Here is a 23,450-nt window from a genome sequence, read left to right on the forward strand (position 1 = left end):
CGACGTCACTGGGTGACGTCGAAGCGCAGGGTGCCGATCATCTGTCCGGCCTCGGTGAGTACCTTCACCTGCCAGTGGCCGACCGGGTCGCCGGGGAAGTTCTGCTTGTGGGTCCAGGCCCGGTAGCCCTCCTTGCGGCCGCCGTGGATATCCAGGGCGATGCGGTCGAACTCCTTCCCGTTGAACATCCACACGTGATAGATGCGCTCGTCGAGGCCGCGCGGCGCGTTGATCGCGGTATAGGCGAACAGGCCCTGGCTGCGCAACTGGCTGGCGCCGACCTGCTCCAGGCTGTCGCCGGGCGTGCGGCTCTGGTCGTCGAACTGGCTGCTCACCGCCACTTCGGTCAGCCACAGGGTGGCCGGCGGTACCCAGGTGCGGCCGAACCATCCGGCCAGGCCCACCGCCAGGGTCAGGCCGAGAAGCAGGAAGCCGCGCCACCAGTGCTGTAGCGGGAAGGTCACGAGCAGGCTGGGGAAGGACAGCACGACGGCGATGCCCAGCGACAACCGGTAGCTTTCCGGGGTGGTCAGGTGCAGCAGGATCGGCAGCGAGGTCAACAACACCGCGAACAGGGTCAGGGTGTGGTAGGCGAGGAACACCCAGCGACGCCTGGACAGCCAGCGATAGTAGAGCGGATCGGTGATGGAGATCAGCGCCGCGGCGGCCAGCGTCCCTGTGAACAGCGCCTGACCGCTGTTCCAGGTGGTGGTGATGAGAAAGAACGGCAGGACGAAGAACAGGCTTTCCTGGTGGATCAGTTGGGTCGCGTAGCGCAGCAGCGGCGCCGGGATCTCCCAGCCGAAGCGGCGGGCGAAGGTCTCCCGCAGGAGGTTCTCGAGGATCAACCAGACCCAGCTGACCAGCATGATGATTGCGAGTACCTGGGCGAAGCCCTTCTGCCGGTCGACCATGATGAAACTGAACACGCCCGAACAGAAGCCGAACAGGGCGATGGTGCGTGGATAGCGGGCCATCAGGCCGCCGACCAGGGCGATCAGTTGCTCCAGGCGGGCCTTGAGGATGGGGCGTTGTTGGTTGGGCATGGGGAACAGCGGGTTCTCGATCGGATCTGCTCGGCCAGCCGGCCGGGGCGCGCAGCATAACCCCGGCCGGGTTTCCTGGGTATGAACGAAGGACAGCTACCGCGCGGCGAATGTTTCCTTCGCCCGACAGAGGCTCCGCTCTCCTTTCGCGGAGGGCGACCAGGGAAAAAGGCGTCGCTTTCCCGACCGATGGTCGCGAAGCTTTCGGCAGCCTTTCAAACCCCTTCAATTCGCACCTTTCGGGCAATTTTAGATTGTTCGACAGGAGTTTTTACACATATGGTTACAACTCGGTCGATGGATGACGTACCCGCCTGCGTGGCCATCGACGCCGCCATGGACCGCTTCCCCGTGTCTGCCTGAGTGTGTGTCCCATGGCCTCTAATAAATCCAAAGGCGTCGCCATTTTCCGTGTGGTCAGTGGCAACTTCCTCGAGATGTACGACTTCATGGTGTATGGCTTCTACGCCACCGCCATCGCCAAGACCTTCTTCCCCGGCGACAACCCGTTCGCCTCCCTGATGCTGTCCCTCGCCACCTTTGGCGCCGGCTTCCTGATGCGGCCGTTGGGTGCGGTGTTCCTGGGCGCCTACATCGATCGCCACGGCCGCCGCCAGGGCCTGATCATTACCCTCGGCCTGATGGCCATGGGCACCCTGCTGATCGCCTTCGTTCCCGGCTATGCCACGCTGGGCGTGGCGGCGCCGTTGCTGGTGCTGTTCGGCCGGCTCCTGCAGGGTTTTTCCGCCGGCGTCGAGCTGGGAGGGGTTTCGGTCTACCTGTCGGAGATCGCCACGCCAGGACGCAAAGGCTTCTTCGTCAGTTGGCAGTCGGCCAGCCAGCAGGTCGCGGTGGTCTTCGCCGGCCTGCTCGGCGTGCTCCTCAACCAGTGGCTGAGCCCGCAGGACATGGGCGAATGGGGCTGGCGCGTACCGTTCTTCATCGGCTGCCTGATCGTTCCGGCGCTGTTCGTCATCCGTCGCTCGCTGGAGGAAACGCCGGAGTTCGAGGCGCGCACCCACCGCCCGTCGCTGTCGCAGGTGCTGCGCTCCATCGGGCAGAACTTCGGCGTAGTGCTGGCCGGTACCGCGATGGTGGTGATGACCACCGTATCGTTCTACCTGATCACCGCCTACACGCCGACCTTCGGCAAGAATGAGTTGCAACTGTCGGACCTCGACAGCCTGCTGGTGACCATGTGCATCGGCCTGTCCAACTTCATCTGGCTGCCGGTGATGGGCGCGTTCTCCGACCGCATCGGGCGCAAGCCATTGTTGCTGGGTGCCTCCGCGCTGGCACTGCTGACCGCCTACCCGGCGCTGTCCTGGCTGGTCCGCGAGCCGAGTTTCGCCGGCCTGCTCGGCGTCGAGTTGTGGCTGTCGTTCCTCTACAGCAGCTACAACGGCGCGATGGTGGTGGCGTTGACCGAGGTGATGCCGGCGGACGTGCGCACCACCGGTTTCTCCCTCGCCTACAGCCTGGCTACGGCGACCTTCGGTGGTTTCACCCCGGCGGTCTGCACCTGGCTGATCCACACCCTGGACAACCGCGCGGCTCCGGGCATCTGGCTCAGTGGCGCGGCGCTGCTGGGGCTGCTCGCCACCCTGGTGCTGTTCCGCCGGCGCGGCAAGGAGATCGCCGAGGCCGAGCTGGCCAACGCCTGAGGCGTTTCGCCGCATGCCGTGCGTCGGCTCCCGCCGGGGCTGCGGCGGCGGCGTTGATGTCGATCAACCGGAGCTGCGCCAAACCGCGTAGACAGGAAGGAAGTGGTTGTACCGACTTCCTTCCCTTCCTGGAGATCGCATCATGTCCAATGTACAAAATGCCAGCCGGTCTTCCGCGTTCGCGGCGGTGGAGGGCGACCATTGGGTCGAGTCCCTCGACGATGGCCGCCACGTGCTGATCCGTCCCCTGCGCGAGGAGGACCGGGAGCGCGAACGCCAGTTCATCAACCGGCTGTCCCCGGCGACCCGCCACTTCCGCTTCCTCGGCGAGATCAAGGAAGCCAGCCCGGCGCTGCTCGACCAACTGATGGACATCGACTACCAGCAGAGCATGGCCTTCGTTGCCCTGGTGCACGAGGACGGTGAGCTGCGCGAGGTCGGTATCAGCCGCTACGCCGCCTGCTGCGAGGAAGGGCAGTGCGAATGCGCGGTAACCATCGCCGACGACTACCAGGGACTGGGCCTCGACGCCGTGCTGATGCGCCATCTGATCGACGTGGCGCGGCGCAACGGCTTCCGCCAGATGTATTCGGTGGACTCGGCGGCCAACCGGGCGATGCGCGACCTGTGTTGCGCACTGGGCTTCGTCGGCCAGCGCGACCCGGACGACTCGACCCAGGTCATCCACCGCCTGGCCCTGTAGCCCGGTCAGGCGCGCCGGCGGCGCAGGCCGAACCAGAGCAGGCCGCTGGCCAGGAGACCGGCGGCGAGTAGCAACGGGTAGAGCATGTCGTCGTCGAACAGCGGCTTTTCGATGCGCAGGTAGCCTTCGCCGTCGAACAGCCGCTTCGCCAGCGCGTTCGCCTGTTGCAGGCTGACCTTCGCCAGGCGGCGCTCCTCATTGGGGAAATGGCCGTCCTCGTAGTCGGCCAGCGAGCCCCAGTAATAGTCCGCCAGCGCCGCGTTGCCCTGGGTGCTCCAGGCCAGCCTGGCGCGCTCGGCGAATTGCACCCGCTTGAAACGCACCGGGTCCAGGCCATGCTGGCGGATGCCGTCGAGCAACTCGCGCAGGGCGGCCTCGGTGGCGGGCAGGTCGCTGCGCTCGACATCCGCGTCGAGGCTGAAGAAGCCCTGGTTGGCGAACACCTGGCGATCGGTCGATGGCCCGTAGGTGAGTCCGCGACGCACACGCAGGTCGGCGTACAGCGCGTCGTTCATATAGGCCTGGAGCAGGACCATGGCGTCCGGGTCGGCGTCGTCCGGCTCCGGATAGATCCAGTGCAGCATCGCACCCTCGCCGAATGGCCGGGTGATCAGGGTGCGCCTGGCCTCGGCATGCCCGTTGGCCGCCGGCAGCTCGCGGCGCTCGGGGAGCTCGTGGTCTTCCAGGGTGCCGAAGGTCCGGGTCAGATAGGCCGGCAGGCGCGGGTCGAGGTCACCGACCAGGATCAGGGTCATGTTGCCCGGTACGTACCAGTCGCTGCGCAGCCGCTCCAGCTGCTCCGCGCCAAGCGGCGCCAACGGCGCGCGCTGGGAGCAGGCCAGGCCCAGTTCCACCGCCAGTTGGTCCATGGCGCCACGGCCCAGGTTCTCGCGGTCGAGCCAGCGCTGCAGGTGCGAGTAATGGCCACCGCCTTCGCGCTCGATCACCCGCTTGGCGGCGGCGATGCGCGGCTCGTCCAGTTCGGTGCGGGTGATGGTGTCCAGCAACAGGTCGAGGACCTGCCGCTGGGTGGCGGCAGGCGCCTCGATGACGAAGGTGGTGTCGCCTTCGCTGGTATAGGCGTTCCATTGCCCGCCGAGGGCCTGCATGCGGGCTTCCAGGTCGGCCTCGTCGCCGCCGTTCAGGCCGCTGAAGAACAGGTGCTCGAGCAGGTGCGGCAACTGCTTTTCACGGCACGAGAAGTCGGCGAAACCGACCCCCACCACCAGCCGGATCGAGACGTGCCGGCGCTGCTCGGTGGGCTTGAGCAGCACGCCCATGCCGTTTTCCAGCTGGAAGGCTTCGACCTCGCTGCGCTGGTCGGCGTACGACCAGGGGCAGAGCAGGCAGAACAGCAGCAGGGTGGACAACGAACGCATGGGCCGAGCCTGGAACTGAAAATACCGAGAATAGCGGATGCTTCATGACGAACCTACCCGCAGAACGGCTAATGTCGCGAACGGCGTGTTTCCGCACGCTCCTCGACGAGCGCTGGCTCGGCCAGCGGCGCCGAGGTCATGTCGTCGACCTCGTCGGCCCAGTCGTCCTCGTCCTGGCGAACGCCCTCGTCGGCCGCGCTGCTCGGCGCGTCAGGGTTGTCCAGCACGGCGTAGGCGATGGCGCAGAACAGCGAGTTGAGACGCTTCATGTCGCTGATCAGGTCCAGGTGCAGCGAGCTGGTCTCGATGCTCTGTACCACCTGCTGGTGCAGGCGGTCGACATGGGCATGGGCGTAGCGCCGTTCCTGCAGGCGGAAGCGCTGCTTGGCCCGGCGCAGGCGCTTGGCGCTGTCGAGGTCGCCGTTGAGGAACACCGAGAGACCCAGGCGCAGGTTGGAGACCAACTGCTGGTACAGGGTGCCGATCTCTTCCAGGCCGGTGTCGGAGAACGAGCGGCTGCGCGAGGTCTTCTTGTCCTGCACGGCGGCGAGCATGTGCTCGATGATGTCGCCGGCCTGCTCCAGGTTGATCGCCAGCTCGATGATCTCCGCCCAGCGCCGGCTGTCGCGTTCGGACAGGTCCTCGCGCGGCATCCTTGCCAGATACAGCTTGATCGCGGTGTAGAGGGCGTCGACGTCGTCGTCGAGCTTGCGGATGTCCTTGCCGAGCAGCGGATCGCCGCCGCGGATGATCTGCATCAGATTGTTCAGCATCTGCTCGACGGTGTCGCCCATGCGCAGGGTCTCGCGCACCGCGTTGGCCAGCGCCAGGCTCGGCGTGTCGAGGGCGGCGGGGTCGAGATGGCGCGGCCGGGCGACGTCGTCGGGAAGGGCACGGTCGGGCATCACCCGGGTGCAGAAGCTGGCCATGGCGTTGGTCAGCGGCAGGCAGGCGAGGCAGCGCGCGGCGTTGTAGAGCACGTGGAAGGCGATCACCAGTTCGGCTGTGCTGAACTGCCAGTGATCCATCCAGTCCGCCAGCGGCCCCACCAGGGGCAGCACCAGCAGGCAGCCGGCGACCTTGAACAACAGGCTGCCGAGGGCCACCCGGCGACCGGCGGCGTTTTGCGCGGTGGCGCTGAGCATGGCCAGGATGCCGCTGCCGAGGTTGGCGCCGACCACCAGGCACAGCGCGACTTTCAGCGAGATCACCTTGGACGCGGCGAGGGTCGCGGTAAGCAGCACGGCGGCCAGGCTGGAATAGGAAATCATGGCGAACAACGCGCCGGTCAGGGCGTCGAGCATGATGTCGCCGGTCAGGCTGGAGAACAGTACCTTGACGCCCTTGGCTTGGGTCATCGGCTCGGCGGCGGCGACGATCAGCTGGAGCGCCAGGATGATCAGGCCGAGGCCGATGAATACCCGGCCGAGCTGGCCGAGGCGGGTCTGTTTGCGGCTGAGGAAGAAAATCACGCCGAAGAAGATCAGCAATGGCGACAGCCACGACAGGTCGAGGGTCAGCACCCGCGCCATCAGCGCGGTGCCGACATCGGCGCCGAGCATGATCGCCAGGGCCGGCGCCAGTGCCATCAGGCCCTGGGCGACGAAGGAGGTGGCCAGCAGGGCGGTGGCGTTGCTGCTTTGCACCAGAGCGGTGACGCCGATGCCGGCGGCGAACGCCAGCGGGCGTTTTTCCACGCTGCGACTGAGGATGCGCCGCAGGTCGGCGCCGTAGACCCGGAGAATTCCGGTGCGGACGATATGCGTGCCCCACACCAGCAGGGCGACGGCAGAGAGCAGGTCGAGCAGTTTCAGCATGGCGTGGCCCCCCTGGCACTACGACGAATGGCCAACCTCGCGCCAGGTCCCGCGTGCGTTGCGCCGCAGAGCCCGGACAACGGCGCCAACGGCCACGATGGAAAGGCAGCGTTCAGGCGAGTTGTAACACGAACGTCATATTTGGACAGGCGCCCCCCGCGGGAGTTCGTCCCGGCAGCCCGAGCGGCAGGGCGCCTACCCTTCATTCAAGCGTGCGCGCCGCGAAACGGCGAGGATTTTTTCGCCTTCCGTTCGATGCATGCGTTTGCGCCACAGGCCATGGAATTAGCCGACAGGAAGGGTATCCTTTGCACCTTTTGAAAAGCCCCGGTCTAGAGGGATACAGAGGAGTGGTGCGGATGCGATTTGCGGGGATCAGTGGCTGCCTCTCGGCAGCGGTGTTGGCGCTCGGGGTAGGGGGAGCGCCGGTGGTTCAGGCCGATGCGCTGGGCGATAGCCTGGAGCAGGCGCACATCCGCAAGGCGACCTTCGCCGCGCCGGCCTGGGAAGGCTATACCAACGCCGACGGCAGCGGTCTGTACTGGGACCTGCTGAAGCAGGTCTATGCGCCCTACGGGCTCGACGTGAAATTCATCAACATGCCCTGGAACCGTGCCAACAAGCTGATGACCGCGGGCTCCATGGTCGATGGCGTGCCGGGCGAGATCCCCGGCGTTGAGGGCAAGCTGTACGCCCAGTTGCCGATCGACATCGAGTACCACGGCGTGATGCATGCGGCGAAGACGCCCTTTTCCGGCCGCGCCAGCCTCACCGGCAAGCGCGTCGGCTGGCGCCACAGCTACAACCTGATCCCCGCGGAGCAGCGCGACTTCACCCTGGTCGAGTGCGTCCGCCCCGAGCGTTGCACCGAGCAGGTCCAGAACGGCGAGCTGGATTTCTTCCTCGACGAGCCGGACGAACTGGAAAAGCAGCGCAGCGAAGCGCACCTGGCGGCCGATGCCTATCCGATCGCGCAACTGCCGCCCGGCAAGGAGTCCTTCATGACCTTCGCCGACAGCGCCAGCGGCCGGCTCCTGCGCGAGGTCTATGACGCGCGGGTACGGCAGATGGCGGCGTCCGGCGAGCTGCGGGCGCTCTACCAGCGCTGGAACAGCGAGGTGCCCGGCGCCGTGCAGGCCCTTTCGGCGCAGTGATGCGCCGCTCATTTCCACCGCGGAGCCTTTCCGGGGCTTGCGCGGCGGGAATGAAACGCCTAGGATTCGCCCTTCATTTCCCCCACTCACGCACCGCAAAGGAGGTTACATCGATGATTCAGTTCTCTACCCTTTGCAGGCTGCGCCTGGCCTAACGGCCACCGAAACCTACCGCTCGACCCCCTGCACCGCTGAACGATTCCCGCCCTTGCGTCCGCGCAAGCTTCCGGCGAGAGGTCATCGGCTGCCGCGGTCACCGCTCCCCAGGTTTTCACTTCTCCGTTAGACGCCCTTCGCCCTTCCGCGAGTGCCCGCTCGGCTTCGGTCTGCCCCCCGGATCTACCGTTTCAATCACATGGATTGGATTATGGGCAACTACATCAAGCCTTTGTCCGCGGGCGTCGCACTGATCGCCTCGGACAGCACCTGGATCGAAGGCAAGGCGATCCAGCAACTGCAAACCACCGCCGAGCTGGACGGCATGCGCCGCGTCGTCGGTCTCCCGGACCTGCATCCCGGTCGCGGCTATCCGGTCGGCGCGGCGTTCTTCTCCGTCGGCCGCTTCTACCCGGCGCTGGTCGGCAACGACATCGGCTGTGGCATGGCCCTGTGGGAAACCGGCCTGGCCCCCGGCAAGCTGTCGGCGGACAAACTGGAAAAGCGCCTGGGCAATCTCGACCTGCCGCTGGACGAGACCTGGAACGATTGCATCGAAGCCCTGGAGCTGCCGGCCCGCGAGCACTGGCGCGCGCTCGGCACGATCGGTGGCGGCAATCACTTCGCCGAACTACAGCAGGTCGAGACGGTGTTCGACCAGGCTGCCCTGCACGCCCTCGGCCTCGATGCCGATCGCCTGCAACTGCTGGTGCACAGCGGCTCGCGCGGGCTCGGCCAGGCGATCCTGCAAGAGCATGTCAGCCTGCACGGCCACGCCGGCCTGCTCGACGGCAGCCTGGAAGCTTCCGCCTACCTGGCGCGCCACGCCGATGCGTTGCGCTTCGCCGAGGGTAACCGCCAGCTCATCGCCCGGCGCATTCTCGAACGCTTGCGCTGCGACGGCCTGGAACTGCTCGACGTCAACCACAACCTGGTGGCGCTGGCACAGGTCGATGGCGTCGACGGCTGGCTGCACCGCAAGGGCGCCACCCCGGCCGACCAGGGTGTGCTGGTGATCCCCGGCTCGCGCGGCGACTACAGCTACCTGGTGGAGCCCGTGCCGAGCGCGCAGAGCCTGTTCTCCCTGGCCCACGGCGCCGGGCGCAAATGGCAGCGCGGCGAGTGTCGGGAACGCCTGGCGGCGCGCTTCAGCGTCGACCAGCTGGGCCGCACGCGCCTTGGTAGCCGGGTGATCTGCGGCGACCGCCAGCTGATCTACGAGGAAGCGCCGGAAGCCTACAAGGGTATCGACTCGGTGGTCGGTGCGCTGCTCGAAGCCGGCCTGCTGCGCCTGGTCGCCCGCCTGAAGCCGGTGCTGACCTACAAGACCCGTGGGGAGTGCTGCCGATGATCCTGCTGCAACTCTCCGCGGCCCAGGGCCCGGCGGAATGCTGCCTGGCGGTGGCGAAGGCGTTCGAGCGGCTGTGCCTCGAGGCGGCGCAAGCCGGCGTCGAGGTCGAGGTGCTCGAGGAGGTGGCCGGCGAGCGTCCGCGCACCTGGCGTTCGCTGCTCCTGGGGCTGCGCGGCATTGCCGCCGAAGCGCTCGCCGAGCACTGGTGCGGCGGTATCCAGTGGATCTGCACCAGTCCCTACCGGGCGAGGCATGCGCGCAAGAACTGGTTCATCGGCGCGGAGCGTTTCGCCGCGCCGCCGGCCAGCCTGGAGGGCGAGATCCGTTTCGAGACCCTGCGCTCTTCCGGCCCCGGCGGCCAGCATGTCAACACCACCGACTCGGCGGTGCGCGCCACCCACCTGGCCAGCGGCATCAGCGTCAGGGTGCAGAGCCAGCGTAGCCAGCACGCCAACAAACGCCTGGCGATCCTGCTGATCGCCCGGCGCCTCGCGGACCAGGCGAGCAGCGCGGCCGACGCGCTGCGCGCGGAGCGCCGCCAGGCCCACGGCCGGATCAGTCGCGGCGCGGCTCGCCGGGTATTCCGCGGCGAGCGTTTCGAGCCGGCCTGAGCGGCTCAGTCGCCGAGCACTTCCTTGCGCAGCTTCACTGGCTCTTCGCCCCGTTTGCGCGCGGCGGCGCCGCGCATGCGGATGTTCAGCGCCTCCACGGCCAGGGAGAAGGCCATGGCGAAGTAGACGTAGCCCTTCGGCACATGGACTTCGAAGGCTTCGGCGATCAGCACCGTGCCGACCACGATGAGGAACGACAGGGCGAGCATCTTCAGCGACGGGTGCTTGTCGATGAAGTCGCTGATGGCGCCGGCGCAGAGCATCATCACCAGTACCGCGACGATGATCGCCGCGACCATCACCGGCACGTGGGAGACCATACCGACGGCGGTGATCACCGAGTCCAGGGAAAAGACGATGTCGATGATCGCGATCTGGATGACGGTGCCGATGAAGCCGCCCGCCGAACCCTTCGGTTCCTCGCCGCTTTCTTCCTCGCCTTCCAGGCCCTGGTAGATCTCCGAGCTGCTTTTCCAGAGCAGGAACAGGCCGCCGAAGAACAGGATCAGGTCGCGTCCGGAGATGCCTTGGCCGAACAGGTGGAAGAGGTCGGCGGTCAGGCGCATGACCCAGGTGATCGACAGCAACAGCAGGATCCGCGTCACCATCGCCAGGGCCAGGCCGAAGAAGCGGGTGCGTGGCTGCAGGTGCTTCGGCATGCGCCCGACCAGGATCGAGATCATGATGATGTTGTCGATGCCGAGGACGATCTCCAGGGCGGTCAGGGTGAAGAACGCAATCCAGATTTCCGGGCTGGTCAGCCATTCCATGAAGCGGTCACTCGTCTCGGTCAGTTACTGAACAGGGGGAACAGGCCCAGCAGCAGGGCCATGGCGAGGATTGCCAGGCACACCAGCACGGCCCATTTCAGGGTGAAGCGCTGGTGGTCGCCGAAGTCGATCTTGGCCAGCCCCACCAGCAGGTAGGTGGAGGGCACCAGCGGGCTGAGCAGGTGCACCGGCTGGCCGACGATCGAGGCGCGGGCCATTTCCACCGGGGTGATGCCGTATTCGGCGGCGGCCTGGGTGAGGATCGGCAGGACGCCGTAGTAGAAGGCGTCGTTGGACATGAAGAAGGTGAACGGCATGCTCACCAGCGCGGTGATGGTCGCCAGGTATGGGCCCAGCGCCGGCGGGATCACCGCCAGCAGGCTCTTGGACATGGCGTCGACCATCCCGGTGCCGGAGAGGATGCCGGTGAACACCCCGGCGGCGAAGATCAGCGAGACCACCGCGAGAATGTTCTCGGCGTGCGCGCCGATGCGCTTCTTCTGCTCCTGGATGCACGGGTAGTTGACGATCATGGCGATGCCGAAGGCGATCATGAACAGCACCGGCATCGGCAGCAGGCCGGCGATCAGGGTCGCCATCAGGACCACGGTGAGAATGGCGTTGAACCACAGCAGCCTGGGCCGGCGCGCCTCCGGATACTGCGACACGCTGATCTCCGCCAGGTCCTCGTGGTCGGTGGGCAGGTGCAGCTCGCCGAGGCGGGCGCGCTCGCGCTTGCCGTAGATCCAGGCGATGGCGAAGATCGCCAGCAGCCCGGCGATCATCGCCGGGATCATCGGCACGAAGATATCCGCCGGGTCGACGTGCAGGGCGCTCGCCGCGCGTGCGGTCGGGCCGCCCCAGGGGGTCATGTTGAGCACGCCGCTGGAGAGCATGATCAGGCAGGCCATCACCAGCGGGCTCATGCCCAGGCGGCTGTACAACGGCAGCACGGCGGCCACGCAGATCATGTAGGTGGTCGAGCCGTCGCCGTCGAGGGAGACGATCATCGCCAGCGCCGCGGTGCCCAGCGAGACCTTCAGCGGGTCGCCCTTGACCAGCCGGAGGATCTTGCGCACCGCCGGGTCGAACAGCCCGGAGTCGATCATGATGGCGAAGTAGAGGATCGCGAACATCAGCATCACGCCGGTCGGCGCCAGGGTGCGGATGCCGTCGAGCATCATCGGGCCGAGGCCGGCGGCGAAACCGCCGATCAGGGCGAAGGCGATCGGGACCAGGATCAGCGCGATCAGCGCGGACAGGCGCTTGGTCATGATCAGGAACATGAAGGTCGCCACCATGGCGAAGGCGAGCAGGGTCAGCATGGATTCACTCCGGGGAAGACGGCGGACGGGCGTGCGGCGTGCGGTCAGCAGGCGGCGGGCGGGAGGCGTCGCGCGGACGGAGTGCGGCTGTAGGCGTGTGCGGAACGGGGCATGGCAATCACCATTGTTGTTTTTGTACGGGTAAGCGGGCGTCTCATGGACGCGCCGTCGTGACCGGTCTTCTGCCGGTGGTGGGCGGATGCTACGGCGGGAAGCTTTCAGGCAGCTTTCGCTGGATAACGGCGGGAAACGTGCGGGTAATTTCGGATATGTGGTCGATCAGGGCTGCCGCGCGAGGAGCGCCGCGGCCAGTTGCAGGTCGCTGTACCCGGCGTATTCCGGGGCCTGGCGCAGGACCTGCAAGGCCGCCTGGAGGTACGCGCCACGGATCGCACCGTCGCTGGCGACGAAGCTGGCGGCGTCGTCCCGCGCCTGGACGAGCTTGTCGCCCTCGTCAGCGCTGGACTCCTGTGCGCTGACGGTGCTGCCGATGAACGGGCCGACGGTGGTGACGGCCGCCCAGAAGAAGGTGGCGGCGCCGGGTTCGTCGTCGAATTCGGGAAACACCTTGATGAAACCGAAGGCCGGTTGGCAGAGCAGGCAGAGCGCCGTGAGGGCGGCGGCCACGCGTCCTGTCGTCATGGGCTTCCTTGCAGCACGAGGAGTACGCCGACCAGGGTGGCGCCGGAAAGCAGCGTTTGCAAGGTGATGATGCCCGCCATCAGGTGGCCGTCGCCGCCCAGTTGGCGGGTCAGCACATAGGCGGTGGGCGCCGTCGGTAGGGCGAAGAACAGCACCAGCACGGCGCTTTCCATGCTCGGCAGGCCCAGCCCGCGAGCGATGGCGAAGGCCAGCAGGGGCATCGCCAGCAGCCGCGCCGCGCAGTTCCAGCCAAGGGCCGCGACTTCGCCGCCGAGTTCCTGGGGTTTCAGCGCCGCGCCGACGCACAGCAGGCCCAGCGGCAGGCTGGCCACCGCCAGCAGGTTGAGCAGGCGATCGCTGCCGCCGGGCAGGCCGACGCCGGCCAGGTTGACCAGTGCGCCGGCGAGGCAGGCGAGGATCAGCGGGTTCTTCAGGATCGGCAGCAGCAGCGCGCGCAGGCTGATGCCGCGCTCGGCGGTCAGCGCCCAGACCGACATCACGTTCACCGTCGGCACCATCAGCGCCAGCATCAGCGCGGCCAGGGTCAGGCCCGGCTTGCCGTACAGGCTGCCGACCGCGGCCAGGCCGAGATAGGTGTTGAAGCGCAATACGCCCTGGGCGATGGCGCCGAAGCGCCCGGCGTCCCAGCCGCGCCAGCGCTTGCAGAGCAGCAGGGCGAGCCAGGCGACGCCGAGCCCGAGCAGTACGGCCAGGGCCTGGCGGGCCAGGCCGGGGTCGTCCAGCGGCGCGGTCGCCAGGTTGCTGAACAGCAGCGCGGGAAACAGGATGAAGTAGTTCAGGCGTTCTGCGGCAGGCCAGAAGGCTTCGCCGGGAAAGTCCCAGCGGCGCAGGGCGTAACCGCCGACGATGAGGGCGAACAGCGGCCAGAGGGAGTAGAGCAGAGCGGTCACGGGCACCCCCGGATAGTGGAATCCGCTCATCTTGCGAGGTGGCTGCGGCACAGGGCAAGTCCGGCTTATGCTGGCACTCCCGCGAGGAGGATTCGCCATGCCCGAGACCCATACCGGCGGTTGCCATTGCGGCTATCTGCGCTACGCCGTCGCCGCGCCGCTGGACGATGTCGCTCACTGCCACTGCTCGATCTGCCGGCGCACCACCGGCGGCATCGTCACCACCTGGGCCACGGTGCCGCGCGCGGCGTTCCGCTGGCTGGCGGGCGAAGCGGCGGAATATGCCTCGTCGGCCAGCTGCACGCGCTACTTCTGCCCGCGTTGCGGGGCCAACCTGGCGTTGTTCACCCGGCTCAGCGCCGATACCCTGGACTTCACCGTGGCCAGCCTCGACCATCCCGAGCGCGCCCCCGCCAACCGGCACATCTGGGTCGGCAGCCGCCTGCCATGGCTACACCTCGACCCGCAGTTGCCCGAAGAGGACGAGGAGTTCATCGCCGGAGCGGACGCCCCGTGAGCGAAGACCGGAGGTGGCACCTGTAGGGCGAATAACGCAGAGCGTTATCCGCCGTCTGCGAGGCGCTGGAAGAGCGCCCGGGACGCGTCCTGCAGGCGCCTCCCTCAGGGCAGCATCAGCCCGCCGGCCGCCTTGTGCAGCTCGCGCAGGTGCGCGCCGACCTCCTTGATGTTGGCCTCGTTGGCTTCCAGCTCGGCGCGGCGCTCGGGATCGAGCAGGGCGCGGACCTCGCGGTCGAGGTCGTCGCTGAGCCGGCGCAGGCGCGCCTGGCGTTCGCGGGTCTGCTCTTCCAGGTGCTTCCACTCGGCGGCCTGCGGCAGGCCGTAGCCGCCCTCCAGGAGTTCCGCCGGACGACTGAGGAAGCCGCTGTCGTCGAGGATCTGCTGGAAGGTCTTGCCGGCCACTTCCAGGCGCTGGTCGCCGGCCGGCTTGTCCAGATGGCCGAGGTACAGGCGCTTCAACTCGTCCTGGGCGAGCAGCAGCTGGCGCCGCAGCGAGGCCTGCTCGAGCAGCAGCAGCGCGGCGCTGGCGCGCAGGTCGGCCTTGGCGAACCAGGGCTGGCGCTCCCTGGCCGGCAGCGCCAGCCAGTCCTCGACCTTGTCCTGGGGAATGTGCAGGCGCTGCTTGAGCACGTCGAACATCGCCTGGTAGCGGTCGCGGAAGGAGTCGAAGCGGTAGCCCAGGCGCAGGGCTTCCTTGGGGTCGTCGAGCACGCTGGGATCGGCCAGCTTGCGGTTCTCCAGCATCTCGAGCACGCCGTAGGGGGTGATGCTGTCCAGGCTTTGCAGCGGTCGCCGGGGGATGCCGCTGCGCAGCAGCTTGAGGGTTTCCACCGCGCAATTGTTGGAGATGAAGTAGTACTGACCGTCGTAGCTCCAGTGACTCTGCGCGGCGCGCTCGACCAGGCTGGCGACCTCCTCGCGGTCCAGCTTCAGCGGCACCGAGGCGAGGCTGCGCAGCTCGACCTTGGTGTATTCCTCGATCACCTGCGACAGCGGCAGGACGAACAGGCGCGACGGATAGGCGCCGGTCAGGCCGTCCCAGCTGGACAATTGCAGGTCGCCGACGAAGGCGCGGTAGGACAGCACCAGATGCTGGTCGAGGTCCAGCCGGCAGTCCGGCCCACGCGGCCGGCCGGGGGCGCAGATCACCAGGCGGAGCATGGTGTGGCCCCAGCGGCTGACCAGGTTGTCGTTGGCCTCGGCCAGCAGGTAGTCGACCTCGTAGACCCGCTCGGGGTCGAGCTGGCCCAGCGGCTGCTGGCCGAAGTCGCGGCCGGCGTTGAGGTAGGCGAAGCTCTGCGCACAGGCGCTGTGTTCCGGCGCCCAGCCGAAGCGTTGCTGGTAGTAGCGGTAGAGCGCCGGGCGGCGGCAGGCGTAGCTGGGATCGAGAAGGAAGTACTCCATGTTCACCGCGACGAACTCGCGCGGATTGCTCAGCTCGTAGACGTCCGGGCTGCGCAGTACGAAGCCATTGTGCGCCTCGCGCCGCCCGCGCTGGCCGGCGCGCTGCGGCCAGCCGGCGAGATCGAGCAGGCGCGGGTCGTCGGAGAGCGTGAAGCGGCGCCCGCTCTGCCCGCGGCAATCGGTGGGCTGGGCGATCCGGCCGAGGGTTTCTTCCTGGCGCGTGCAGCGGCGGATCTCGCGTTTTTCCTCCGCCGACCACAGGCGCGCGCGATCGTAGACGTGGGTCAGCTCGTGCAGCAGGGTCGCCAGCAGTTCGCGCCGCTCGGTGCCGTGCACGCGCCCGGTCTGGCGGCTGGCGGCGCTGCCGTCGGTGAGATCGGCCAGGTACTTGCGGTTCAGCGCGATGCGCTGCGGGCCACGGGCCTGGCCCATGCCGTTGGCGGGCAGGTCGTCGCGCCACTCGACCTCGATCTCGCGGTCCAGGCGTTCGCGGAAGGCCGGCGGCAGCTTGTCCGCGGCTTCGTCCAAGAGTTGCTGGCTGGCCTCGCGCTGCGCAGGGTCCAGCCCAGGCGCGTCGAGTTTCAGGCGCAGGGCCGCCGTCGCGTTGCCGGCTCCGCAGAGGGCCAGCGCCAGCAGCCAGGCGCAGGCCTTCCTCACAGGGCGAGAATGGCTTCGGCAAGTACCTGGTCGGAGGCTTCACGGGCTTCCGGCAGACGGCTGCGCAGGGTCCGCATCGCGGCTTCCAGCTGGGCGCCGCGAATGGCGCCGTCGCTGGCGACGAAACTGGCGGCGTCGTCGCGCGCCTCGGTGACCACTTTCATGTCGCGCACGGAAGTGGTGGTGTCGGAAGTGAAGTCGATGCTGCGGTCGAGGGCGCGGACGATGATATTGCTGGTCGCGACCACCGAGCGTGCTTCCGCGGCCGTGGCGCAGAGCGCCAGCAGCAGGGCGGCGAACAGGGGGCTATGACGCATGGAGCTACGGCGCATGGAGGTTCTCCGGAACGGTGGTGATCGCCTATTGGGCAAGAATTGCTTCGGCCAGTTCCTGATCGCTGGCCGCCAGCTCGGGGTGCGCGACACGCAGCCAGCGCAATGCCGCTTCCAGGCGCGCACCGCGGATGCTGCCATCGCTGGCGACGAAACTGGCCGCATCGCCCCGGGCATCGCGTAACAATTTGTTCTCGAACGGCGTGCTGGTCAGCTTGCTGGTGACGTAAAGAGACTTCGCGGTGAACGCCGTCGTGGTATCGAAGGCGTGCGCAGCGGGCGCCAGCAGGCAACAGAAGAACAACGAGAACCGGTAACGCATGGGGTTGAGCGGAATAGGACTGGAACAGCCGCCAAGGCTAACGGAATGTGCGGCGCGGAGCCAGTGTGGCCGGTCGGCCGGGTCATCGCCGCAGCCGGGCGGCTGCGGCGGCGGGGCGGGCGACTCAGATGGTCAGGATCGCCTGGGCCAGTTGCATGTCGTTGGCGGCCAGGCTCGGCAGCTTGCCACGGATGTGGCGCAGTGCGGCTTCCAGGTGCGAGCCGCGGATGTCGCCCTGGCTGGCGACGAAGCTGGCGGCGTCGTCGCGCGCTTCGAGGACGATCTTGTCGTCGCGGAAGGAATTGGTGATGTCCGAAGTGGCATTGGAGGTCATGCCGGTGGCGCGGACCAGGGTATCCGTGGTGACCACGAAGCTGCTGGCGAACGCGCTGGAGGCGCAGGCGAGCAGGGCAGCGGCACCGATCAGGCGCAGACGTTTCATGTGAGTTGCTCCGAACGAAGTCAGCGTAGACGGCCGCATCCGCGCGGCCGTGTCAACGCTGAGACTAACCAACTGTGCGCCACGTCACCAGCGGCTCAGCGCCAGAAAGGTTTCGAAATCTCTACGTAGCGTTCGCTCGGGCTGATCGCCAGGTCGGCGAGGTCGTGTTCGGACATTTGCGCAAGATGCTTGCGCGATCGAGCGTTTTGTCGCCAGGAATTCAATTTTTCCAGCAGGGCGGCGAGATGTGGATGGGCAGCCGGGAGACCGCTGGAGCTCCCGGCGTGCGGGTGCGGGGATGTCCTCATCGTGCGTTCCTTCCCATCCCGGGGATGGGGGCGGGGTGTGGAACCTCATGATGCGCCGGGACCGCTGGCTTGCTCAGGGGCAACCACGCGGGAGTTGGACGGAACAGTTCGGTGGCCCCGGCAACTGTTCCGCCCGGCTGTAGCGGAACTGTTCCGGTGGCTCTACGCCTGGGCGGGCTTGCGCGCGATGATCACCTGGCTCTTGGCGACCACGGCGTCCAGGGCCTGCTTGATGGCCGGACCGCGCGGCGAGTCGAGCAGCGCCTGCCAGGTCCTGGCCCAGTGTTCGAGGAGGGGATGGTCGGGATTGCCGAAATCGACCTTGGCCTCCCAGAACAGCAGCATCCACAGCGACCAGTAGAAGCCGTAGCGGCTGTGGCTGAGGATTTCCAGCCCGGCTTCGCGCACCAGTGCGGCGAACTGCTCCTCGCCGAGCACGCGGATGTGGTTGGGCTTGCGGAAGTATTCGTCGGCGGCGAAGTCTTTCTGCAGGTCTTCCGACGTGGGATGCGGCACGCTGAGCAGATAGAGTGCGCCGGGCTGGCCGACCCGCACCAGCTCGGCGAGGAACTGCCGCGGATCGTCGACGTGCTCGATGACCTCGGTGGAGACCACCCGGGTGGCCGTGGCGTCAGCCAGGGGCAACGGGTCGCAGTCGCTGACCAGGCATTCCAGTTCGCGGGCCGGGGTATCGGCCAGGCGCTCGCGGGTCCTGGCGATCTTTTCCGCGTCGATGTCGGCGATGATGATGCGAGCGCCGCGCATGGCGCAGAAATGAACGTTGCCGCCGTCGCCGCACCCCACGTCGAGCACGGTGTCCTCGGCGGAAATCGGAAAGCCGCTGAACAGCTCGTCGGTCTCCTGGTTGAACCAGCCGCTGAGCACCGCGTCGCGCAACCCGAGCATGTACGGGTCGACCGGCGCGGGGGTGGGTGGCGCGGCGACGGGCTGGGCGGCGGGGCTGGGCGGCGAGACGATCTTCTTGAGGAAGTTCAGCATGAGGTGGCTCCGGAAGTGGTGGCGACGCGGCGGGCGGCGCTCAGGCGCTTGACCAGGCGGGAGCCCAGGTCGCGGCAGGGGCTCTCGACGAAGCGGTAGTTGAGCTCGCTGAGTACGACGATCAGGACCAGGCTGGTGCCGAGCAGCGACAGGGGCCGCTCGCCGGCGTCCCAGCCCAGGCGGAAGCAGAGTTCGCGACTGAGATAGAACGCCGGGATGTGGATCAGGTAGATCGCATAGGAGCGCGCGCCGACCCAGACCAGCAAGCGCTTCAGCGGCCCGTTGGAGAGCAGGTAGTCGCGGTCGTAGGAGGCTATCCACACCAGCAGTCCGCACAATAGCGCGATGGCGCCGATCCGCACGGCGACCAGGCTGTACGCTTCGCTGGCCAGCACGCCCAGGGCCGCGGCCACGGCGACCAGCAGCAACGGCCCGCTCCAGGCGCGGCCCAGCAGGGTGGGGTTCCAGCGGGCATAGCCAGGCTGCAGGGAGGCGAGGGCGAGCAGTACGCCGATGGCCAGGGCGTCAGTGCGCAATACCATCAGCAGCGGCGTGCGCAGGCTGAAGAACTGGACCAGCACCAGCGCCAGCAGGGCCCAGCCCAGGTAGCGACGCAGGCAGAGGATCAGCAGCGGCAGCAGGAGGTAGAACTGTTCCTCCAGGGAAAGGCTCCAGTAGACGAAGCTGGCACCGTATTCGTAGCGGTAGAAACTGTCGGCGAAGCGGAAGTTGGCGACCTGGAGGAAACCGGCGAGGCTCGCCGCGAGGTTGGCCGACAGGCTGCCGAAGGCTCCGGAGCGGTTCAGCAGCAGGCAACAGGCCAGGATCAGCGCCAGCCACAGCCAGGCCGAGGGCAACAGGCGGAAGGCGCGGCGGATCCAGAAGTACCGCGCCTGTTCCCAGAATGCCTGGCGTGTGGGCGCCTCGCGCAGTTGCGGGATGAGGGTGCGGGCGATGACGAAGCCGGAGATGGCGAAGAACAGGTCCACGCCCCACCAGAACTGGACGCGCTGGTTGATGCCGTCCAGCAGTGCCGGGGAGCCGCTGAACAGGTTGCCGTGCAGATGGTGGAATACCACGCCGAGCACGGCCAGCCCGCGCAACAGTTCGATGTCGAGGATGCGTTTGCCGCTCATGTCCGCGACGATCCGGGGTCGAGCGGCTTGCGCGCGATGATCACCTGGCTCTTGGGCATGAAATGGTCGAGCAGGTGCTTGATCTCCAGACCGTCGGGACGGGCCAGGAGGTTTTCCCAGAGCCGTGCCCAGTCTTCCATCAGCGCCGGGTAGGGCGGCTGGATACGGTCGCGGACGGCGCCGCCGAGCTCACGGCCGGCGGCCCGTTCGCTGGCCCAGAAGAAGATCATGCCCATCACCCAGAAGAAGCCGCTGGCCTGGCGGTGCTCGATGACCAGCCCGGCGTCCTGCACCAGGCGCGCGAAGTCGTCGCGGGAGAAGATGTGGATGTGGTTGGGCGCCCGGAAGTAGTCGGCCGGGGCGATGCCCTGCTGCAGGTGTTCGCCGACCGGGTCCGGCACGCTCAGCAGGTACTGCGCGCCAGGGCGTCCGAGACGCACGAGTTCGTCCATCACCCGCGCTGGGTTGGCCACGTGTTCGAGCACTTCCATGCACACCAGCTTGTCGGCGCAGGCGTCGCGCAGCGGCAGCGGATCGCTGTCGCTGACCAGGCCGGTGAAGGGCCGCCGGGCCACCGCCTCGACCTGCTGCGCCAGGCTCCGCACCTTGTCCTCCTCGCTGTCGGTGAAGATCACCGAAGCGCCCTGGCGGGCGGCGAAGAGGGTGGCGACGCCTTCGCCGCAGCCGAGATCGAGCAGGGTGTCCTGGGCGCCGATGGCGAAGCCGGCGAGCAGTTCGCCGGTTTCGCTGCGGAACCAGCCATCCAGCACCGCATCGCGCAGACCGCACATGCGTGGCGACACCGGTTCGCTCGCCGCAGCGGGACGGGAACGCCAGCGTTGGAGCAGGGCGCGGATCATGCCGGGATGCTTTGCAAGGCGGCGGGGTCGCCTTGTGCCGCTTCGTCGAGGAAGCGACGCAGGCGCTCCACGGCCAGCTTGCGGCTGCAGAAGCGTTCGAGGCTGGCGCTGGCATGCGCGGACATGCGTGCGTAGCGCTCCGGCTCCTGGCGAGCGACCTCGAAACTGGCCCGGTAGGCCCGGCACAGCGACTCCCAGTCGGTGATGTAGCGCAGCGTGCGGTAGGCCGCACGCGGGTCGTGGGGCCAGGCGGTGGCTTCTTCCGAGGAGTCGACGATGAAGGCGTTGTCGGCGTCGATGTAGTCGATCATCGCGGTATTGCGCGGAGCCACGGCCGGCTTGCCGCTGGACATGAATTCCATCAGCGGCAGGCATTGGCCTTCGCCGTAGGAGGTGTTCACCACGTAGCTGGTGGCCTCGACCAGCCGCTCGTAGTCCGGGTCGGCGAGGTAGCCGTGGATCAGCACGATGCGGCAGCGGTAGGACTGGTTCTTGTACAGGTGGTGAAGCATGTCGGCCAGCGCTTCGCCGACGTTGTGGTGGGTCAGTTTCAGCACCAGGGTGGCGTCGGGCTGGTCGCGGAAGGTGGCGCAGAACGCGCTGATCATGTCCTGCCAGTTCTTGCGCCCGTCGTAGGGGTTGAACACCGAGGTGTAGATGACCCCGTCGAGGCTCAGCTCGACCTGTTTCGCCGCGCGGTCCGGCAGGGCCAGGACCTCCGCCGAGGGCTCGGGGTCGGCATGGACGGCCAGGTCCAGCTGGCGGCTGTCCACCAGCAGGCCGTCCAGGCGCAGGCGCACATCCCGGGCTTCGGGACGGCCCGCCTGCTGCGAGGCGCGGTTGGCGAAGCGATCCCAGACCGGCGCCGGCACGCTCAGTACCGGGTAGTCGCGACCCATGGCGGCGCGCACCACGTCGACCGTGAAGCTGGAATGGGTGATGGCCCGTCCGCTGTGGCGCAGCACGTGTCGCCAGTCGTGGCGCGGTTCGCCGTGCCAGGTTTCGCTGGGCAGGGTGCTGAACTCCCAGGCGAACACCGGGATGGTCGGGCAGGCATGGTGGATCGGCGTGCGATGGGGCGGCGAGAAGGAGAGGAAGACGCAGGGTTCGCCGCGCTTGCGGCAGTCGTGGTAGAGGCGGTCCACCAGTTCGTCGGGATCGCTGACTTCGACCACCTGGCCGATCTCTTCCAGCAGCGGACGGAATTCCTTGAGGACGAAGTAATAGCTGTACTCCGGGCGCCCGAGGTTCTGCCGGATGGTGGTCTTGTTGGTCTCGGAGTGGATGATGATCAGCATGGAACGTTGCCTGTGGCGGTGGCCGCCAGTTCGACGCCGGGCGCAGGGGTTGCCTTGCGAGCGGAAAGGAAGGGTTCCAGGCGCTGGCGGACCACGTCGCCGGCGCAGTAGCCGCGCATGCGTTGGTTGGCCGCGGCGGACAGCTGCCGATAGCGCTCCGGCTGTTCCCGGGCCACCCGGTAGCTCTCCAGGTAGGCCTCCTTCAGGGACTCCCAGCTCGGCCGGTAGCGCCGGGTGCTGTACAACCGGCGCGAATCCTGCGGCCAGGCCGCGGGCTCCTGGCTGGAGCGGACCACGAAGCCCACCTGGGCGTCCATGTAGTCGGCCATCGCCGAATGGTCCGGAGCGATCGCCGGGGTGCCGCAGGACATGAATTCCATCAGCGGCAGGCACAGGCCCTCGCAGCGCGAGGCGTTCACGTAGTAGCTGGCGGCTCCGTACAGACGGGCGTACTCCGCGGCGTCGAGATAGCCGTGCAGGGCGATGACCCGGCAGGCGAACGGCGACAGTTGGGAAAGCAGGGTGAGCAGTTCGACGTGGTAGGTCGTCAGGTCGCTCTGGGTCATCTTCAGCACCAGCGTGGCATCGCTGGTGTCGCGGAATGCCCAGCAGAAGGCGGTGATCAGGTGATGCCAGTTCTTGCGCCCGTCCAGCGGATTGAACACCGAGACGTAGACCACCCCGTCCACGACGACCTGCTGGTGCTGGTCGACGTCCGGCAGCAGCGCCGGCGGATGCTCGGGCTCGGCGGGCGGCATCGGCTCGGTGGCCTGGGGCAATGGCTCCGGCAGCGTTTCCAGCGCCGTTGGCGGGGGCGGCAGCGGCCGGCGCAGGTGACGGAACAGCCAGCGGCGTACCGGTATGGGTACCAGGTCGCTGACGGCTTCCCGGTACCACAGCAGCAGGTAGTGCTTGCTGATGACCAGTCGGCGCCTCCAGTCGAGAGGAACCGGCTCTGGCTCTGGCTCTGGCTCTGGTTCTGGTTCAGGGACCGGTTCGGGCTCGGGCTCGGCGGGCGTCTCGGGGAGGTCCTCGAGGATCTCGTCCTCGGTCTCTTCCCTGATCGGTGCGATGAGGCCGTCGGCGGAAAGGCCCAGCAGGCGGCTGTCGATGACGCAGCCCTTGAGTTGCAGGGTCTCGCCGGACTTGACCGGATTCCGTTCGCCTTGCTGGCGGATCGCGGCGAACTCCTCCCAGATCGGCGTCGGCAGCGCCAGCACCGGAAAATCTTCGCCCAGCACCCGGCGAACCGCGCGGGCAGTCTGCTCGGAGAGGGTGATGGCTGCGCCATGGCCGGCCAGGACCTGGCTCCAGTCCTGCGCCGGATCGCCGTCCCACGCCACGTCGGGAATCGACTCGAACTCCCAGGCGACCACGCACAGCATCGGGCATTGCAGGCCCCGCGCCGCCTTGTGCGGCGGGGTGAAGGAGAGGAAAAGGCAGTCTTCGCCCTGTTCATGCAGTTGCCGATAGAGCGGGTCGACTTCGTCCGTGCTCTGTACCAGGTGGACCTGTCCCAGCGATTCGAGGATTGGCCGGTAGGCCTTGAGGACGAAGTAGTAGCTGTATTCGGGGCGACCGAGGTTGTGGCCGATCGAGCGCTCGTTGATATCCGAGTAAAGGATGAAATTCATGGCATCTCGT

The 23,450-nt window shown here is 67.6% G+C and carries 23 protein-coding genes; 6 read left to right on the top strand and 17 right to left on the bottom strand.

Going from position 1 to position 23,450, the window contains the following annotated elements; translation table 11 throughout:
* Positions 1–5: 5 nt before the first annotated feature.
* Positions 6–1,046, bottom strand: a complete 1,041-nt coding sequence (locus FOC67_RS26465) for a DUF5924 family protein (RefSeq protein WP_003136421.1) — start codon at positions 1,044–1,046, stop codon at positions 6–8.
* Between the two features lie 374 nt (positions 1,047–1,420).
* On the opposite strand from FOC67_RS26465, the gene FOC67_RS26470 reads away from it, so the two are divergent.
* Both FOC67_RS26470 and FOC67_RS26475 read left to right on the top strand, forming a co-directional pair.
* Positions 1,421–2,710, top strand: a complete 1,290-nt coding sequence (locus FOC67_RS26470) for an MFS transporter (protein ID WP_003096941.1) — start codon at positions 1,421–1,423, stop codon at positions 2,708–2,710.
* Positions 2,711–2,852: 142 nt separating this feature from the next.
* The gene (locus FOC67_RS26475; RefSeq protein ID WP_003096934.1) at positions 2,853–3,413 is read left to right on the top strand and encodes a GNAT family N-acetyltransferase; all 561 of its coding nucleotides are present in this window, start codon (positions 2,853–2,855) and stop codon (positions 3,411–3,413) included.
* A 5-nt stretch (positions 3,414–3,418) separates the two neighbouring features.
* Here the strand turns inward: FOC67_RS26475 and FOC67_RS26480 are convergent, their stop codons facing one another.
* Together FOC67_RS26480 and FOC67_RS26485 are read right to left on the bottom strand one after the other, a co-directional pair.
* Positions 3,419–4,792: a pitrilysin family protein gene (locus FOC67_RS26480; RefSeq protein WP_009316026.1), complete on the bottom strand. Its 1,374-nt coding sequence runs from the start codon at positions 4,790–4,792 to the stop codon at positions 3,419–3,421.
* Positions 4,793–4,860: 68 nt separating this feature from the next.
* Positions 4,861–6,609 carry a Na/Pi cotransporter family protein gene (locus FOC67_RS26485; RefSeq protein ID WP_003136417.1) on the bottom strand — a complete coding sequence of 583 codons (1,749 nt, stop codon included), beginning with the start codon at positions 6,607–6,609 and terminating at the stop codon, positions 4,861–4,863.
* A gap of 353 nt (positions 6,610–6,962) precedes the next feature.
* Between FOC67_RS26485 and FOC67_RS26490 the strand changes: the two genes are divergently transcribed.
* The 3 genes from FOC67_RS26490 to prfH all read left to right on the top strand — a co-directional run bounded on the left by FOC67_RS26490 (position 6,963) and on the right by prfH (position 9,881).
* The gene (locus FOC67_RS26490; protein ID WP_073666927.1) at positions 6,963–7,763 is read left to right on the top strand and encodes an ABC transporter substrate-binding protein; all 801 of its coding nucleotides are present in this window, start codon (positions 6,963–6,965) and stop codon (positions 7,761–7,763) included.
* Positions 7,764–8,130: 367 nt separating this feature from the next.
* Entirely contained in the window at positions 8,131–9,270 is a 1,140-nt protein-coding gene (locus FOC67_RS26495) for an RNA ligase RtcB family protein (RefSeq protein WP_003110554.1), read from the top strand.
* Entirely contained in the window at positions 9,267–9,881 is a 615-nt protein-coding gene (prfH, locus tag FOC67_RS26500) for a peptide chain release factor H (protein WP_003142124.1), read from the top strand. The genes FOC67_RS26495 and prfH overlap by 4 nt, the downstream gene beginning before the upstream one ends.
* A 5-nt stretch (positions 9,882–9,886) precedes the next feature.
* Here prfH and FOC67_RS26505 read toward each other — a convergent pair whose 3' ends face one another.
* From FOC67_RS26505 to FOC67_RS26520, 4 genes are all read right to left on the bottom strand, one after another.
* On the bottom strand, positions 9,887–10,651 hold the full coding sequence (locus FOC67_RS26505) for a TerC family protein (RefSeq protein WP_009316024.1): 765 nt from the start codon (positions 10,649–10,651) through the stop codon (positions 9,887–9,889).
* Between the two features lie 20 nt (positions 10,652–10,671).
* The gene (locus FOC67_RS26510; RefSeq protein ID WP_003142123.1) at positions 10,672–11,976 is read right to left on the bottom strand and encodes a CitMHS family transporter; all 1,305 of its coding nucleotides are present in this window, start codon (positions 11,974–11,976) and stop codon (positions 10,672–10,674) included.
* Between the two features lie 279 nt (positions 11,977–12,255).
* The gene (locus FOC67_RS26515; RefSeq protein ID WP_003102543.1) at positions 12,256–12,618 is read right to left on the bottom strand and encodes a DUF2388 domain-containing protein; all 363 of its coding nucleotides are present in this window, start codon (positions 12,616–12,618) and stop codon (positions 12,256–12,258) included.
* The gene (locus tag FOC67_RS26520; RefSeq protein WP_003096914.1) at positions 12,615–13,559 is read right to left on the bottom strand and encodes an AEC family transporter; all 945 of its coding nucleotides are present in this window, start codon (positions 13,557–13,559) and stop codon (positions 12,615–12,617) included. The genes FOC67_RS26515 and FOC67_RS26520 overlap by 4 nt, the downstream gene beginning before the upstream one ends.
* Positions 13,560–13,626: 67 nt before the next feature.
* On the opposite strand from FOC67_RS26520, the gene FOC67_RS26525 reads away from it, so the two are divergent.
* Positions 13,627–14,046 carry a GFA family protein gene (locus FOC67_RS26525; protein ID WP_003110364.1) on the top strand — a complete coding sequence of 140 codons (420 nt, stop codon included), beginning with the start codon at positions 13,627–13,629 and terminating at the stop codon, positions 14,044–14,046.
* Between the two features lie 104 nt (positions 14,047–14,150).
* Here FOC67_RS26525 and FOC67_RS26530 read toward each other — a convergent pair whose 3' ends face one another.
* The 10 genes from FOC67_RS26530 to FOC67_RS26575 form a co-directional block, all read right to left on the bottom strand.
* Positions 14,151–16,109 (bottom strand): DUF4105 domain-containing protein, encoded by a 1,959-nt coding sequence (locus FOC67_RS26530; protein WP_003110363.1) that lies wholly within the window; start codon positions 16,107–16,109, stop codon positions 14,151–14,153.
* Complete coding sequence (locus FOC67_RS26535) at positions 16,106–16,426, bottom strand: DUF2388 domain-containing protein (protein ID WP_003114112.1); 321 nt, start codon at positions 16,424–16,426, stop codon at positions 16,106–16,108. Before FOC67_RS26535 ends, FOC67_RS26530 begins: the two co-directional genes overlap by 4 nt.
* Positions 16,427–16,469: 43 nt before the next feature.
* Positions 16,470–16,763 (bottom strand): DUF2388 domain-containing protein, encoded by a 294-nt coding sequence (locus FOC67_RS26540; protein WP_003110362.1) that lies wholly within the window; start codon positions 16,761–16,763, stop codon positions 16,470–16,472.
* Between the two features lie 124 nt (positions 16,764–16,887).
* Positions 16,888–17,205 (bottom strand): DUF2388 domain-containing protein, encoded by a 318-nt coding sequence (locus tag FOC67_RS26545; RefSeq protein WP_003096907.1) that lies wholly within the window; start codon positions 17,203–17,205, stop codon positions 16,888–16,890.
* A 95-nt stretch (positions 17,206–17,300) separates the two neighbouring features.
* Positions 17,301–17,513 carry a DUF1127 domain-containing protein gene (locus FOC67_RS26550; RefSeq protein WP_003096905.1) on the bottom strand — a complete coding sequence of 71 codons (213 nt, stop codon included), beginning with the start codon at positions 17,511–17,513 and terminating at the stop codon, positions 17,301–17,303.
* Positions 17,514–17,675: 162 nt separating this feature from the next.
* A complete protein-coding gene (locus tag FOC67_RS26555; RefSeq protein ID WP_003142118.1) occupies positions 17,676–18,512 on the bottom strand; it encodes a class I SAM-dependent methyltransferase in 837 nt (278 codons plus the stop codon).
* Positions 18,506–19,648: an acyltransferase gene (locus tag FOC67_RS26560; RefSeq protein ID WP_004351842.1), complete on the bottom strand. Its 1,143-nt coding sequence runs from the start codon at positions 19,646–19,648 to the stop codon at positions 18,506–18,508. Before FOC67_RS26560 ends, FOC67_RS26555 begins: the two co-directional genes overlap by 7 nt.
* Positions 19,645–20,508 carry a class I SAM-dependent methyltransferase gene (locus FOC67_RS26565; protein WP_009316023.1) on the bottom strand — a complete coding sequence of 288 codons (864 nt, stop codon included), beginning with the start codon at positions 20,506–20,508 and terminating at the stop codon, positions 19,645–19,647. Before FOC67_RS26565 ends, FOC67_RS26560 begins: the two co-directional genes overlap by 4 nt.
* Positions 20,505–21,806 carry a glycosyltransferase gene (locus FOC67_RS26570; RefSeq protein WP_009316022.1) on the bottom strand — a complete coding sequence of 434 codons (1,302 nt, stop codon included), beginning with the start codon at positions 21,804–21,806 and terminating at the stop codon, positions 20,505–20,507. The genes FOC67_RS26565 and FOC67_RS26570 overlap by 4 nt, the downstream gene beginning before the upstream one ends.
* Entirely contained in the window at positions 21,800–23,440 is a 1,641-nt protein-coding gene (locus FOC67_RS26575; protein WP_009316021.1) for a glycosyltransferase, read from the bottom strand. The genes FOC67_RS26570 and FOC67_RS26575 overlap by 7 nt, the downstream gene beginning before the upstream one ends.
* Positions 23,441–23,450 lie beyond the last annotated feature (10 nt).

The organism is Pseudomonas sp. FDAARGOS_761 (assembly GCF_013343155.1).
Lineage (GTDB): Bacteria > Pseudomonadota > Gammaproteobacteria > Pseudomonadales > Pseudomonadaceae > Pseudomonas > Pseudomonas aeruginosa.